Origin of the sequence: Bradyrhizobium sp. UFLA01-814 (assembly GCF_046718885.1) — a bacterium.
Classification (GTDB): Bacteria; Pseudomonadota; Alphaproteobacteria; order Rhizobiales; family Xanthobacteraceae; genus Bradyrhizobium; species Bradyrhizobium elkanii.
In genome coordinates this window covers 1-14,031 of record NZ_JAQOSR010000199.1, presented here as the reverse complement: position 1 = coordinate 14,031, position 14,031 = coordinate 1, and the positions used below count along the sequence as shown (strand labels likewise).

General features: G+C 65.9%; 13 protein-coding genes. 4 read left to right on the top strand and 9 right to left on the bottom strand.

Going from position 1 to position 14,031, the window contains the following annotated elements:
* A partial coding sequence (locus PMN64_RS37355; RefSeq protein WP_411784368.1) for a LysR substrate-binding domain-containing protein occupies nucleotides 1-663 on the top strand: 663 nt, incomplete at its 5' end.
* Between the two features lie 134 nt (nucleotides 664-797).
* Here PMN64_RS37355 and PMN64_RS37350 read toward each other — a convergent pair.
* Nucleotides 798-1,979 carry an ABC transporter substrate-binding protein gene (locus PMN64_RS37350; RefSeq protein WP_028344382.1) on the bottom strand — a complete coding sequence of 394 codons (1,182 nt, stop codon included), beginning with the start codon at nucleotides 1,977-1,979 and terminating at the stop codon, nucleotides 798-800.
* A gap of 184 nt (nucleotides 1,980-2,163) precedes the next feature.
* On the opposite strand from PMN64_RS37350, the gene PMN64_RS37345 reads away from it, so the two are divergent.
* Entirely contained in the window at nucleotides 2,164-2,787 is a 624-nt protein-coding gene (locus PMN64_RS37345) for a MarR family winged helix-turn-helix transcriptional regulator (RefSeq protein WP_196238248.1), read from the top strand.
* A gap of 17 nt (nucleotides 2,788-2,804) precedes the next feature.
* Here PMN64_RS37345 and PMN64_RS37340 read toward each other — a convergent pair whose 3' ends face one another.
* From PMN64_RS37340 to PMN64_RS37330, 3 genes are all read right to left on the bottom strand, one after another.
* Complete coding sequence (locus PMN64_RS37340; protein ID WP_411784367.1) at nucleotides 2,805-4,043, bottom strand: NAD(P)/FAD-dependent oxidoreductase; 1,239 nt, start codon at nucleotides 4,041-4,043, stop codon at nucleotides 2,805-2,807.
* On the bottom strand, nucleotides 4,040-4,396 hold the full coding sequence (locus tag PMN64_RS37335) for a non-heme iron oxygenase ferredoxin subunit (protein ID WP_304497777.1): 357 nt from the start codon (nucleotides 4,394-4,396) through the stop codon (nucleotides 4,040-4,042). The genes PMN64_RS37340 and PMN64_RS37335 overlap by 4 nt, the downstream gene beginning before the upstream one ends.
* Nucleotides 4,397-4,470: 74 nt before the next feature.
* On the bottom strand, nucleotides 4,471-5,694 hold the full coding sequence (locus PMN64_RS37330) for a Rieske 2Fe-2S domain-containing protein (RefSeq protein WP_304497778.1): 1,224 nt from the start codon (nucleotides 5,692-5,694) through the stop codon (nucleotides 4,471-4,473).
* A 103-nt stretch (nucleotides 5,695-5,797) separates the two neighbouring features.
* Between PMN64_RS37330 and PMN64_RS37325 the strand changes: the two genes are divergently transcribed.
* The gene (locus PMN64_RS37325; protein ID WP_411784366.1) at nucleotides 5,798-6,673 is read left to right on the top strand and encodes an SDR family NAD(P)-dependent oxidoreductase; all 876 of its coding nucleotides are present in this window, start codon (nucleotides 5,798-5,800) and stop codon (nucleotides 6,671-6,673) included.
* Nucleotides 6,674-6,734: 61 nt separating this feature from the next.
* On the opposite strand, the gene pcaG is transcribed toward PMN64_RS37325, so the two are convergent.
* From pcaG to pcaF, 3 genes are all read right to left on the bottom strand, one after another.
* Nucleotides 6,735-7,337 carry a protocatechuate 3,4-dioxygenase subunit alpha gene (pcaG, locus tag PMN64_RS37320; RefSeq protein ID WP_411784365.1) on the bottom strand — a complete coding sequence of 201 codons (603 nt, stop codon included), beginning with the start codon at nucleotides 7,335-7,337 and terminating at the stop codon, nucleotides 6,735-6,737.
* Complete coding sequence (gene pcaH, locus PMN64_RS37315) at nucleotides 7,338-8,039, bottom strand: protocatechuate 3,4-dioxygenase subunit beta (protein ID WP_411784364.1); 702 nt, start codon at nucleotides 8,037-8,039, stop codon at nucleotides 7,338-7,340. It lies immediately after the preceding gene.
* Nucleotides 8,040-8,144: 105 nt separating this feature from the next.
* Nucleotides 8,145-9,353, bottom strand: coding sequence for a 3-oxoadipyl-CoA thiolase (gene pcaF, locus PMN64_RS37310; RefSeq protein WP_028341487.1), 1,209 nt, complete (start codon nucleotides 9,351-9,353; stop codon nucleotides 8,145-8,147).
* A 213-nt stretch (nucleotides 9,354-9,566) separates the two neighbouring features.
* Here pcaF and mutS point away from each other — a divergent pair, with 213 nt between their 5' ends.
* The gene (mutS, locus tag PMN64_RS37305) at nucleotides 9,567-12,293 is read left to right on the top strand and encodes a DNA mismatch repair protein MutS (protein ID WP_411784363.1); all 2,727 of its coding nucleotides are present in this window, start codon (nucleotides 9,567-9,569) and stop codon (nucleotides 12,291-12,293) included.
* Nucleotides 12,294-12,557: 264 nt separating this feature from the next.
* On the opposite strand, the gene PMN64_RS37300 is transcribed toward mutS, so the two are convergent.
* The gene (locus PMN64_RS37300; RefSeq protein WP_411784362.1) at nucleotides 12,558-13,361 is read right to left on the bottom strand and encodes a hypothetical protein; all 804 of its coding nucleotides are present in this window, start codon (nucleotides 13,359-13,361) and stop codon (nucleotides 12,558-12,560) included.
* A 140-nt stretch (nucleotides 13,362-13,501) separates the two neighbouring features.
* A complete protein-coding gene (locus PMN64_RS37295) occupies nucleotides 13,502-14,011 on the bottom strand; it encodes an OsmC family protein (protein WP_411784361.1) in 510 nt (169 codons plus the stop codon).
* Nucleotides 14,012-14,031 lie beyond the last annotated feature (20 nt).

The window sequence follows — 14,031 nt, the reverse complement described above, 5'->3', positions numbered from 1 at the left end:
CCATGGTCGTCGGCAGCGTCAGATGTGTATAAGAGACAGATCCTGGGCCGGGAAGCTCCGGCGATCGACCTCACCATCAAGCCGGTGACACGGATCGATCTTGCCGAGCAGATCGACCTCGGCCGCATCGACGTCGCGATCGGCGTGTTCTCGTCGCCGCCGAGCCGCTTCCGCACGGCACTGCTGTTCGAATATGACGACGTGCTGATCGTCGGCAAGAAGCGCAAGCTTGGCCGGCTCGACAAGGCAAGGCTCGCGACCCTGCCGCTGGTCGTCGTGTCCTTTGGCGGCGAGCAGGAAGGCGCGATCGGCGGCTTCATCTCCGAGCGCGGGCTCGCCAGGCGCTCGGAGATGTACGACCGCCCCGCGCTCGAAAAGGCGCTGTCCGACAGCGATCGGCCGCCGCGGATCGCGGTCTCGCTGCCGCACTTCCTTGCCCTGCCCGCACTGCTGATCGATTCCGAACTTGCTGCCATCGTCCCGCGGCCGCTGGCGCGTGCGCTCGAGCAGGCGCATGCGATCACGACCTACGAACTGCCTTACACCACGACGCCGGTGGAGGTTCGGCTGCTCTGGCACGAACGCGTCGAGGACGAGCCTTCGCACGAATGGCTTCACGAGGTGCTCCGGCGCGCCACCGAAGAACTCAGGCGCGGCCGCTAAAGCGCGATGAGATTGGAGTGAATCATCATCGCGCTCTAGCTTGTTGTTTGAGCATGATCTTTTCGGAAAACCGCTTCGCACTTTTCCGGATCATGCTCTAGCGGCTGGCCACGCTTCACCACAATTCGCGGCCTTCATTGCGCGGCCATGGTACCGGACATCGGAACCCAGCGCTCGCCGTCGAAACGCTGCGGCCGCAGCGACGTGATCAGGCGATAATCATCCGGGCTGGTGTTGACGGTGATGCCCGGGATCAGGCCCGGCAGCGCCAGGTTTTTCAGCGCGGTGGCCTGCTTCATGATGTTCTGCCGGGACAGATCATCGCCGCAGGCCTCGATGACCTTGGTCATGAGAACAGCGACGTTCCATCCGGTGAAGTTGAGCTGATCCTCGATATCGCCCTCGGGATAGTATTTTTTCATGAAGGCCAACCATTCCAGATAGGCGGGATCGTTGGCCCATTCGGGATCGCCGACCGACTTGGTCGGCGTCGCCGAGATCGCTCCCCTGGCGTTGTCGAGGCCGGCAGGCTTGAGGATCGTCGGCACGAAGTTGCTGCCGATCGGGAGGAACTGCTGCGCGCGCCAGCCGAGCTCGCCCGCCTTGCGGATCGCCTGCGATGTGAATTTGCCGGTCGACGCATTGAGAAAGACGTTGGCATTGGTGCTCGCCAGCGCCACGATCTGCGAATCGACCGTGGGCGACGTGACTTCGTAGGGCGACGCCGCGACAATCTCGGCCTTGGGATCGAGGCGGGCCAGTTCGGCCTTGAAGCTGCGGAGATATTCGCGGCCGTAGTCGTCGTTCTGGTACAACACGGCGACGCGCGCACCGGGCGTGTGCTCGGCCACCAGCCGCGCATAGATCGCAGCCTCGGTGCTGAACAACGTCATCCCCGAGATCGTGTAGGGACTGGTCTTCGGGTCGGCAAAGCGTTCGCTGGCCGCGAACACGAACAGCTGAGGGATCTTCTTGGCGTTGAGATATTTCTGCACCGCGGCGTTCTGCGCCGTTCCCATGCTGCCGAAGATCGCGACCGCCTCGTCATTCTCGATCAGCCTGCGCGTCTGCTCCACCGCCTTCGGCGGGCTGTAGCCGTCGTCGAGCGAGATCAGCTTGACCTTGTGGCCATTGATGCCGCCGCGATCGTTGATCATCTGGAAGTAGCGGGTCTGCACCTTGCCGACCGCGCTCAGGGCCGACGCCGGCCCGCTATAGGGCATGGTCTGGCCAAGGATCAATTCGGTCTCTGCAGCGCCGGCCGAGCCGCAGGCCGCGACCAAGGCCGCGGATATGACAGCGCGAAGTCCGCGCATGTGCTCCTCCCCTGTTTCTTACCCGGAATATTCTTCCTAGGAAGATAATTGTCAACCCTCGACGAAGAGCGGCAAATGGCCGCTCCGCGGAGCGATGCGCTTGTGTAAGGCAATCGCAAGAACTTGCGAGGCGACACGCCAATTCGACGGTGTTAGATTGCTGCGATGCATGGTGCCGGCGCCCTTGGCGCAGGACGAAGGGGACTGGAAGGGAATGAAGAAGAGCAGCGTGTCACGCCGCGCCGAAGCTGCGATCAAGCAGCCGCCTACGCCCGACAGCACCCTTTACGACGACATCGAGGCGGCCTGGCTCGCGCAGCGCCCCGACCTCGATCTTGCCGCGGCCTGCACCTTGCTACGGCTGGAGCGCGTCAACCAGCTGCACGAAATGCGCCTGCAGGACATAGCGAAGGCCGTCGGCCTGCAAACCGGCGAGCTCTACGTCCTGCTGGCGCTCCGGCGCTCGGGCAAGCCGTACGAGTTGCGCCCGACCGACCTGTTCCGCGCCCTCCTCGTCACGTCGGGTGCCATGACCAAGCGCGTGGCCCGGCTCCAGGAAGGCGGCTTCGTCCTGCGCGTTTCGGCCAGCGACGACGGCCGTTCGGAACTGGTCCGTCTCACCGCCAAGGGTCTTGCAACCGCCGACCGCGGCATTGCCGAGGTGGCGAGGGTTGTCGAGGGCGTGACCGAGGCGAGCGGACTGACCAAGGCGGAGCTCGCCATGCTGGACCGCTGCCTGCGCAAGCTGCTCGCGGTCAGAGCCGTGAAAGCACCGAAGAAATCCGGCCGGCTTGCGGCGGCGGATTAGCCCTGCCGCCGGCAACTTCATGCGACAGCCTTGTTACCGGCCTTCAGCAGCGACTTGAGATCGCATGAGCTGTCTGCTGCCTGCTCCGGCGTCGGCGAAATGCCCGCCGCGATCAGCCGCCGCGCCACCATCTGGTCGCCGGGATGGTTGATGCTGTCGACTGCGACGAGCTTGCCCTGCCGGTAGTTGAACACAGAGAACCGGCCGGCTTCGATCGCGCCGCGGATCACGATCCGGTCGCTGCGCGCCGAGTGCCCGACGATCTGAAGCTTGAGATCGTGTTGATCCGACCAGAACCGCGGCACGCTGTCATAGGGCTCATGGCTTTCCGCGATCGCAAGCCCCGCGGACCGTCCCTGATCCTGCGCGTGCTGAACCGACTCCAGCCTGATCCATCCGCCCGCGAAGCGGCTGTAGTGATTGGCGCAGTCGCCGGCGGCGTAGATGCCCGGGCATGCCGTCCGGCCGTGCTCATCCACCACAATGCCATTGACGCAATCGAGCCCCGCGGCAACGGCGAGTTCATCATTGGCGATGCCGCCAATGCCGACCACGACGAGATCGGCGCCGAGACGCACGCCTCCGTTCAGCTCGACCGCCGCAACCCGTCCGCCATCACCAATCATTGCCGAGACGGCCGTGCCGAACTTCACCGTAACGCCCGCTCGAACGTGACGATCGAGCAGGACGCGCGACACCACCGGAGAGACCGCCCGCTCGAGCAACCGCGACGCGGCCTCGATCACCGTCACCTTCTTGCCGAGCCTGGCCGCAGAGGACGCTACCTCGAGCCCGATGAAGCCGCCGCCGACGATCGCGATCTCGCTGGCCTCGCCGAGCCGCGCCTTGAGCTCGACCGCGTCGGCGATCGACCTGAGATAACAGACCCCGTCGAGTTCGGCGCCGCGGACCGCGATCCTGCGCGCGCGCGAGCCGGTGGCAATGACGAGGCGCTCGAAGTCGAGGACCGCGCCGCCGGCCAACACGACCCGGCCGGCACTGCGATCGATCCCGACAACGCGGTTGCCAAGGCACAGCTCGATCCTGTTGTCGGAGAAAATGGCCTCGTCGTGCATCAGGAGACCCTGCGCGCTGATCTCGTCGAGCAGGAAATCCTTTGACAGCGGCGGCCGCTGATACGGCAGCGCGCTCTCATCGGCGATCACGGTCACCGGCTCGGCATAGCCGGCTTCACGCGCGGTGAGGGCTGCCTGAATGCCGGCATAGGAGGCGCCGATGACGACAAGGCCGTTCACAGCTTGACGTCCGCACCGCAATCACCGGCAGTTTCCAGGGCAGCGCCGCCGCCGAGCTGCACATAGACCTCGCCGTCGCGGATCTCGACCTTGAACGCCTTGATATCCCTGTAGGCACTCGACCGGCATTTGCCGTCACGGACATCGAACATCGCGCCGTGCAGCGGACATTCGATCACATGCCCTTCGAGGAACCCTGTCGACAACAGCGCAAACGCGTGCGAGCAGACGTCGTCGGTGGCGAAGACGTCGTCGTCGACCTTGTAAAGCGCGACGCGCCGGTCGCCGACCCTGAAGCCCAGCGGCTCCCCTTCCGACAGTTTTGCGGCGGCGCATAGATGGTGCCAGATCATGAGGTGAATCTCCTGCGCTGAAGCTGGGACAGGGGGTGCGGGCACACTGCCCGCGCCCTGCGCGTACGATCCGATCAGCGGGGAATCTGCCGCCAATCCTCGGCAGCGGAGGCGAGCCGGCCACCGACCGCGCGGATGCCCTTGTAGGACATGGACTCGCTCTGGCCGCTTTTCGGCGCCTTGCCGTTCATGAATCCGCGCACCTCGTCGAGCAACTGGCGGCGCACCCTGACAATCGCCTGGTCCGCCGAGCAGAGATATTCCTGCGAACGGTCGACGATCGGCCCCATGCTGACCATGACAACGAAATCCTCGATGACGATCTCATGGAAGCCGGTGCTGTTACCGGCATCCATGATCTGGCGGTTCTGCCCCCAATTATTGCTTTGATCGCCCGGCAGGCCGCCGGCCATCGGCCACTGGTTGGCGCGCTGCACCTTGCGCCAGGAATCCACCGGCTTCTCGGGATTGTAGAAGATGTACCACTGGATCAGGTTCTCGTCGTCGATCGGCACCGCGATGATCGCGGTGCGATCCTGCTGCGGTCCGGAGAAGATCGGCGCGATCAGGCCATAGTAGGGCATCACGAACTCGGTGACGCGGGCAAGGCACGACCCATCCGGCGCGGTGCGCAGCGCCGCGGCACGGAAGCCATAGGACTTCTTATCGAATTCGTAAGCGACTTCGGTATTGACGCGGGTCGCGCCGAAGTCGCTCGACGAGGTCGCGGTCCAGCTCTGGTGCAACAGCGCGACATGCGAGGAATCGATGGTGGCCTCTACGCCTTGCAGCCAGTTCGCATTGAGCTCGATACCGGCCGCGTAAACCTGATCCGGCGGCAGATCCATCCACTCGAAGTCGGGCGCGGGCGGCGCCGCGCCTTCGCCGAGCCAGACCCAGATCAGCCCGGCGCCTTCGCGCACCGGATAGGCTTTCGCTTTCACGGTCTTGGCGAATTCCTTTGGATTGTTCGGCTCGTTGGGAACGTCGAGCACCTCGCCCTGTGCACTGATCTTCCAGCCGTGAAACAGGCAGGTCAGCGAACAGTCGTCGACCCGCGCCAGCGCCAGCGACGCGCCGCGGTGCGGACAGGCCTCGTCGAGGAAGCCGACCGAACCGTCCTTGCCCCTGAACGCCACGAAGTTGCGGCCGAACAGCTTGACGCGAACCGGTGCCTCTCCCTTGCGGACGCGCACCGAGAGAACGGCCGGCAGCCAATAATGCTGCCGCAGCATCCGTCCCATCGGCGCGTCACCCGTGACGCGGCACAGCAATTCGTTCTCTTCCCTCGTGACCATCGCGAAACCTCCCTGATTGACGCCTCTGCCGTTCTGGGCCTAATATCTTCCTAGGAAGATTATTGTCAAGTTATCTTCCAAAGAAGCCATGTTGGGAGACATCATGACCAAGGGACGCCTCAAGGATCGCATCGCGCTGGTGACGGGAGGAAGCCGCGGGGTCGGCAAGGGCGTGGCGATCGGCCTCGCCGAGGCCGGTGCGACGGTGATCGTGACGGCGCGGACGCGCAACAGCGGCGGATCGGAATGGCCGGGTTCGCTCGACGAGACCATCGCCGCGATCGACGAGGCCGGCGGCCGCGGCATCGGCCTGCTATGCGATCATTCCGACGATGATTCGGTGAAGGAGATCTTCGACCTGATCCGGCGCGACCACGGCCGGCTCGACGTGCTGGTCAACAATGTGTTCGCGGCGCCGAATGTGATGCCGGTGAATGTCCCGTTCTGGCAGGTGCCGGCCTCGCTGTGGGACACCATGCATCGCGTCGGCTTGCGCTCGCATTTCGTCGCCAGCCAGTTCGCCGTCCCGCTGATGCTGCCGCGGCAGCGCGGCCTGATCGTCAACACCTCGTCGGGCGGCGGCGTCAGGTACACGTTCAACGTTCCGTTCGGCGTGCAGAAATCAGGCGTCGACCGGATGGCGCGCGACATGGCGCATGAGCTGCAGCCGTTCGGCATTGCCGCCGTCTCGATCTGGCCCGGCTACATCAAGAGCGAGAAGCTTGCGGCGCAGCCCGATCGCGTCCCGCCGGCGCTCGCCAAACTGATCGCCGAACGCGGCGAGACGCCGGTGTTCGCCGGGCGCGCGGTGGCGGCACTCGCCAGCGATCCCGACGTGATGGCCAAGAGCGGCCAGATCCTGCTCGCCTCGGAGCTGGCGGCCGAATACGGCTTCACCGATGTCGACGGCAAGGTCCCGCCGCCGCCGAGCCGCGATCCCGCGCCGCTCGCCGTGTTCAAGCCTGGCGTCATGACCTGAGATCGGCCCGGAAGGCGACCACGCATCGCGTGGTCGCCGCGCACGGAGACACCGGATTTCGCTAGACGTCGAAGAACACGGTCTCGTTGTCGCCCTGCAGATGGACGTCGAACGTGTAGGCGTTGCCCGCGGCGCCCTTGCGCCTGGCAATCAGCGTCGCGCGGCGGTCGGCCGGCACCAGCGCGAGCGTGGAATCAGCGACGTTGCCGGCTTCGTCGTCGAAATAGATCCGGGTGTAGAGATGCAGCAGCATGCCGCGCGCGAACACCGCAAGCCCGATGTGCGGCGCCTGCGGCTTGCCATCGGCATCCGGCACTGAGCCCGGCTTGATGGTGTCGAAGGCGTAGGCGCCGTTCTTGTCGGTGCCGCAACGGCCAAAGCCCTTGAAGCTCGAGTTGGGCAACGCGCGCGCATCCTGCGGATCGGAGAAGCGGCCTTGCGCGTCGGCCTGCCAGATCTCCAGCATGCAATCCGGGATCACGGCGCCGTCGCCGTCATAGACCTTGCCCTCGACGCGGATGCGCTCGCCCGAGACGTCGCCCGTCAGCAAATTGTTGGTGAAGGCGTCATTCCATTCGTATTCGCCGTTCGGCGTCAGGCCGTATTTGAAATAGGGGCCGACGGTCTGCGAAGGCGTGATTCCATCAGGACGCGGATTCGACACTTACCTGGTCTCCATCGGCGTGGCACTCTGCCCGCGCAGCACGATATCGAAGCGGTAGCACAGCGCCCATTCCGACTTGGTGTTGTCGAGATCGAACGACGAGATCATCCGCGCCCGCGCCTTCGCATCGGTCACCGAGTTGAAGATCGGGTCGAACGGAAACAGCGGATCGCCCGGAAAGTACATCTGGGTCACCAGCCGTGAGACGAAGGAGTGCCCGAACACCGAGAAGTGGATATGCGCGGGCCGCCAGGCATTCTGATGATTGCCCCAGGGATAGGCGCCGGGCTTGATGGTGATGAACTTGTAGTAGCCCTTGGCATCGGATTGCGTCCGGCCGGCGCCGGTGAAGTTGGGATCGAGCGGCGCCGGGTGCTGATCGACGACATGGATATAGCGGCCGCAGGCATTGGCCTGCCACAGCTCGACCAAGGTGTTGGGCACGCCGCGGCCATCCTCGTCGAGCACGTAACCATGCACGATGATGCGCTCGCCGAGCGGCTCGCCCTTGGCCTGGATGGTGAGGTCGTTGTCGTGCTCGCGCACGGTCTCATGACCATAGACCGGCCCGGTCAGCTCCGAGAGCGTGTGCCGCATCGGGATCAGCGGCTTCTGCGGCGAGCGCTTCACGGTGGAGCGATAGTCCGGCGACAGCCGCGCCGGATGGGCCGCAAGCGATTGCAGCGGGTACAACAAGGTCATGGCGAATTCCTCCGCGGCCCACGCGCCCGGTGAGCTCACGTCAGATCATTATAGTGCATAACCAAATTGGGGAAGGGCTGTTTTCAACCCTTACAAGCCATTGGATCAGTTCAGCTTTTCGATCGCGACCGCAACGCCTTGGCCGACCCCGACGCACATAGTTGCCAAGGCAAGCTTCCCGCCCCGCTTCTCCATGCCGTGCACGGCGGTCAAGACCAGCCGCGCGCCGCTCATGCCGAGCGGATGGCCGAGCGCGATCGCGCCGCCATGCGGATTGACGAAATCGGCGTCTTCCTTGACGCCGAGCTGGCGCAGGCAGGCGATGCCCTGCGAGGCGAAGGCCTCGTTGAGCTCGATCAGGTCGAAGTCCGACACCTTGATGCCGAGACGCTCGACCAGCTTCTTGGTCGCCGGCACCGGACCGATGCCCATGATGCGCGGCGGCACCGCGGCCGACGCGAGGCCGAGGATTTTTGCGCGCGGCGTCAGGCCGTGCTTCTTCACCGCGGCTTCGGAAGCGAGGATCATCGCGGCGGCGCCGTCATTGACGCCGGACGCGTTGCCGGCGGTCACCGTGCCCGGATTGCGCACGATCGGCTTCAACTTGGCGAGACCTTCGAGCGTGGTCTCCGGACGCGGATGCTCGTCCTTGTCGACGGTGATCGGGCCGGCCTTGCCGCCAGGCACCTGGATCGGAATGATCTCCTCGGCGAAATAGCCCGACGCGATCGCCGCGCCCGCGCGTTGCTGCGAGCGGATCGCCATCGCATCCTGATCAGCGCGCGACACCTGGAATTCCTCGGCGACGTTTTCGCCGGTCTCCGGCATCGCATCGACGCCGTACTGCGCCTTCATCAGCGGATTGATGAAGCGCCAGCCGATCGTGGTGTCGTAGATCTCGGACGAGCGCGAGAAGGCTTCCGCGGCCTTGCCCATCACGAACGGCGCACGCGTCATCGACTCGACGCCGCCCGCAATCGCGAAATCGATCTCGCCGGCGCGGATGGCGCGGCCCGCGGCGCCGACTGCGTCGAGGCCCGAGGCGCAGAGCCGGTTCAGGGTCTGGCCGGGAACCGATTCCGGCATGCCGGCGAGCAACAGCGCCATGCGCGCGACGTTGCGGTTGTCTTCGCCGGCCTGGTTGGCGCAGCCGAAATAGACCTCGTCGACCTCGTTCCAATTGAGCGTCGGATGCTTGGCCATCAGCGCCTTGATCGGGGCCGCCGCGAGATCGTCGGCGCGCACCTTGGCGAGCGAGCCGCCGAAACGGCCGATCGGAGTCCGGACGGCATCGCAAATGAACACATCACGCATTGAATCTCTCCCTGAATGCCGCGACTTAGGCGCTGGATCGGCTGGAACTTGAGATCGGTTTTAGGAGCGTGCCCGCGGCAGGTCAATTGACGTGGCTGCGTGGCATCAGCGCATTCCCGTGAAGCCTCGTCATATTTCAGGCCGTGGAGAGGGTGGAAAACCCCCTCCTCGCGATAGGACCGCGCGACGAAATTTTGTAGTTTCCGGCCCCTCATGACCATTCAGCAGCCCATCCCCGTTCCGCCCGAAGCCACTGCCGCCGAGACGCCGTCGCGCGTCACGCCGATGATGGAACAGTATCTGGAGATCAAGGCCGCCCATCCCGGCCTGCTGCTGTTCTACCGGATGGGCGATTTCTACGAATTGTTCTTCGAGGATGCCGAGATCGCCTCCAGGACGCTCGGCATCGTGCTGACCAAGCGCGGCAAGCACCAGGGCATGGACATCCCGATGTGCGGCGTGCCGGTCGAGCGCTCCGAGGATTACCTGCATCGCCTGATCGGCGCCGGACATCGTGTCGCCGTGTGCGAGCAGACCGAAAATCCCGCGGAGGCCAAAGCCCGCGGCAACAAGAGCGTGGTCCGCCGCGGCGTGGTGCGGCTGGTGACGCCGGGCACGCTGACCGAAGACATGCTGCTCGACGCCCGCACCAACAATTACCTGATCGCGATCGCGCGCGCCCGCGGCTCGGCCGGCGCCGACCGGCTCGGGCTCGCCTGGATCGACATCTCGACCTCCGAATTCATGGTGACGGAGTGTGCGACCGCGGAACTCGCGGCGACGCTGGCGCGCATCAATCCGAACGAGGCCATCGTCACCGATGCGCTCTACAGCGACAGCGAGCTGGCGCCGACCTTGCGCGAGCTGCCGTCGGTGACGCCGCTGACCCGCGACGTGTTCGACAGCGCCACCGCCGAGCGGCGGCTCTGCGACTATTTCGCGGTCGCGACCATGGACGGCCTGTCGGCGATGTCGCGGCTGGAAGCGACCGCAGCCGCCGCGGCCGTCACCTATATCGACCGCACCCAGGTCGGCAAGCGTCCGCCGCTGTCGCCGCCGGCACGCGAGGCCGCCGGCACCACGATGGCGATCGATCCGGCGACCCGCGCCAATCTCGAACTGACGCGCACGCTGGCCGGCGAACGCCGTGGCTCGCTGCTCGATGCGATCGACTGCACCGTCACCGCGGCGGGCTCGCGCCTCTTGGCGCAGCGCCTTGCCGCGCCGCTGACCGATGTCGCCGTGATCGCGCGGCGGCTCGATGCGGTCTCGGCCTTCGTCGCGGACTCCGCGGCGCGCGAGGACATCAGGACCGTGCTGCGCGCGGCGCCCGACATGTCGCGCGCGCTGGCGCGGCTGTCGGTCGGCCGCGGCGGCCCGCGCGATCTCGCCAGCCTGCGCGACGGCATCCTGGCCGCGGACCAGGCGCTGGAGCTGCTGTCGCAGCTTGCCAATCCGCCGGCCGAGGTGTCGACCGTGATGACGGCGCTGCAGCGCCCCTCGCGCGAACTCGCACAGGAGTTCTCCCGCGCACTGTCAGAGCAGTTGCCGCTGATCAAGCGCGACGGCGGCTTCGTCCGCGAGGGCTATGAGGCCGCGCTCGACGAAAGCCGCAATCTGCGCGACGCCTCGCGGCTCGTCGTCGCCGCGATGCAGGCGCGCTACGCAGAGGACACCGGCATCAAGACGCTGAAGATCCGGCACAACAACGTGCTGGGCTATTTCGTCGAGGTCACCGCGCAGCACGGCGACAAACTGTTCGCGCCGCCGCTGAATGCGACCTTCATCCATCGCCAGACGCTGGCCGGGCAGGTCCGCTTCACCACGGCAGAACTCGGCGAGACCGAGGCCAAGATCGCCAATGCCGGCGAGCGCGCGCTCAATCTCGAGCTCGAGATCTTCGAGCGGCTCAGCGCAATGGCGCTTGCCGCCAGCGACGACCTGCGCAACGCCGCCCACGCCTTCGCGATGCTCGATGTTGCGACCTCGCTCGCGAAACTTGCGATCGACGACAATTACGTGCGGCCCGATGTCGACGGCTCGCTCGGCTTTGCGATCGAGGGCGGACGGCATCCGGTGGTCGAGCAAGCACTGAAGCGCGACGGCCAGCCGTTCATTGCCAATGCCTGCGATCTCTCTCCGGCGCCCGCACAAAAATCCGGCCAGCTCTGGCTGATCACCGGTCCGAACATGGCGGGTAAGTCGACCTTCCTCCGCCAGAATGCGCTGATCGCGCTCTTGGCGCAGATCGGCTCTTACGTGCCGGCGTCGCGGGCGCGGCTCGGCATCGTCGACCGGCTATTCTCGCGCGTCGGCGCCGCCGACGACCTGGCGCGGGGGCGCTCGACCTTCATGGTCGAGATGGTCGAGACCGCGGTGATCCTGAACCAGGCGAGCGAGCGGTCGCTGGTGATCCTCGACGAGATCGGCCGCGGCACGGCGACCTTCGACGGGTTGTCGATCGCCTGGGCCGCGATCGAGCATCTGCATGAGAGCAACCGCTGCCGCACGCTGTTCGCGACGCATTATCACGAGCTGACGGCGCTCTCGGCGAAACTGCCGCGGATGTTCAACGCCACGGTGCGGGTCAAGGAGTGGCAGGGCGACGTCGTGTTCCTGCACGAGGTGCTGCCCGGCTCCGCCGACCGCTCCTACGGCATCCAGGTCGCAAAACTCGCCGGCCTGCCGCCGGCGGTGATCACGCGCGCCAAATCGGTGCTGGCGAAACTGGAAGCCCAGGACCGCGGCCAGACCGCGCGCGCTTTGGTCGACGATCTGCCGCTGTTCGCCGTCCCCTCCCGCGCCGCCAGTGAGGACAAGCCGCCGAGCGAGGCAGATCTGCTGGTCGAGGCGGTGAAGGCGCTGCATCCCGACGAGATGTCGCCGCGCGAGGCGCTGGACGCGCTGTATGCGCTAAGGGCGAAGCTGCCGAAGCAATAGATCCGTAGCCCGGATGCAGCGAAGCGAAATCCGGGAACGCGCTCTCCGTCGCACGACCGCCCCGGATTGCGCGGAGCCCGTCATCGGGCGCGCGTTCGCGCGACCCGTTGGCTTCATCCGGGCCACGGATCATCCTTCTCCTTCCCTCTGAAAGGGGGAAGGTCGGGATGGGGGTCAGCCGCAGACGACGCTGTTTGCGGAGAGAGCAGATCCCCACCCGCTTTGCTCTGCCGAGCAAAGCGACCTCCCCTTTTCAAGGGGAGGTCAAGACGTCTTCCCACTCTTCCTCCGCCCGATCTGCCACAGCACCAGATTCCAGACGATGCAGGTGGCGAGCGCGCAGCAGAGGCCGATGGGCGAGCCGAAGTGCAGCACAGCGACGTGCAGCACTGCAACCCCGAGGCCAAAGCCCATCAGGCCCCAGGCGCTGTTGGCGAGCACGGCGGCGGTTGCGGGGCCGCCGATGCGCGGATGCAGGATCAGCATCATCGAGGAGAATACAATCGGAAACAGCGCCATCACGCCGGTGACGCGCGGGCCGACCCAGCCTGACGCCGTGACCACGGTGCCGACCAGGCTAGCGACCAGCGCGGCGCGCAGCGGAATGTCGTACCAGCGCCGCGCGATCAGCGGCATTTTCGCGACGTGCCGATAGGGCCGGAGCAGCGGGATGCAGATCGCAAAGGTGATGGCATTGACGATCAGCCCGGCGGCGAGCGACCACTCGAACTGGCGGATGATGGTGGCGAGCACCAGCCACACCGCGATCGCGCTGCCCGCGCTGATCCACATGCTGAAGCGCTGCGCCAGCACGGCGTAGGTCAGGCCCATATAGATCGTGGCGGCGTTGACCGGCAGGCTCGCCAGCGCGCCCTCGGCGATGAAGGCGGCGTCATGGTCGAGCGCGAGGAAGGTGTAGGACGGCCCGGCCGAGATCGGCAGGGTTGCGATCAGCGCGCCGATCACCGGTCCCGAACGCTCCGTGATGATGGACGCGCTGACCACGAATGCGGCCGCAACCGCCATGCGCAGCACGAGAATCAGGACGAAGTGGAGTTCGGGGGACATTTCTGCGTCATCCCGGCGAAGGCCGGGATCCATAACCACGACTGTTCGTGTGGAGCGAAAGCCGTCGGGCAGCGGGGCTTGAATCGAGAAGACACGGCGTATGGGTCCCGGCTTTCGCCGGGACGACACGGCGAAAGCGGCTAAACCCGCTGCATCGTCACCGACACCTTCGGGCCATTCTTGATGGTCTGATAGACGACGCAATAGCGCTCGGTGAGTTTCAGCAAGAGGTCGAGCTTGTCCTGCGGCGCGTCGGTGCCGATCTCGAAGCGCAGGCGGATTTCGCGGAAGCCGACCGGGGTCTCCTTGTCGACGCCGAGCGTGCCGCGGAAATCGAGATCGCCATCGGCGAAGACGTTGCCGACCTTCAGCGGCACCTCGACAGCGGTCGCAACCGATTTCAGCGTGACGCCGGCACAGGCGACCAGCGCTTCCAGCAGCATGTCGCCGGAGCAAAGCTCGAGCCCGGAGCCGCCGGTAGCGGGGTGGAGGCCGGCGATCGCGAGCGCACGGCCGGTCTCGACCTTGCAGGCGATGCTCTCATTGTCGATCGAGCCCTTGGCCTTCAGCGTGATCACGGCGGCCTGGGGGTCGGTCTTGTAGCGCTCCTTGATCGGAGCCTGCATTGCGCGGAGTTCGGCGGAGTCCATGGGTCTGCTCCCGGCTATTC

Coding starts and splice junctions, on each gene's coding strand:
- PMN64_RS37350 (WP_028344382.1), bottom strand. CDS start 1,979: ATGCGCGGACTTCGCGCTGTCATATCCGCGGCCTTGGTCGCGGCCTGC.
- PMN64_RS37335 (WP_304497777.1), bottom strand. CDS start 4,396: ATGATCTGGCACCATCTATGCGCCGCCGCAAAACTGTCGGAAGGGGAG.
- pcaH (WP_411784364.1), bottom strand. CDS start 8,039: ATGACCTTGTTGTACCCGCTGCAATCGCTTGCGGCCCATCCGGCGCGG.
- PMN64_RS37330 (WP_304497778.1), bottom strand. CDS start 5,694: ATGGTCACGAGGGAAGAGAACGAATTGCTGTGCCGCGTCACGGGTGAC.
- mutS (WP_411784363.1), top strand. CDS start 9,567: ATGACCATTCAGCAGCCCATCCCCGTTCCGCCCGAAGCCACTGCCGCC.
- pcaF (WP_028341487.1), bottom strand. CDS start 9,353: ATGCGTGATGTGTTCATTTGCGATGCCGTCCGGACTCCGATCGGCCGT.
- PMN64_RS37295 (WP_411784361.1), bottom strand. CDS start 14,011: ATGGACTCCGCCGAACTCCGCGCAATGCAGGCTCCGATCAAGGAGCGC.
- PMN64_RS37300 (WP_411784362.1), bottom strand. CDS start 13,361: ATGTCCCCCGAACTCCACTTCGTCCTGATTCTCGTGCTGCGCATGGCG.
- PMN64_RS37325 (WP_411784366.1), top strand. CDS start 5,798: ATGACCAAGGGACGCCTCAAGGATCGCATCGCGCTGGTGACGGGAGGA.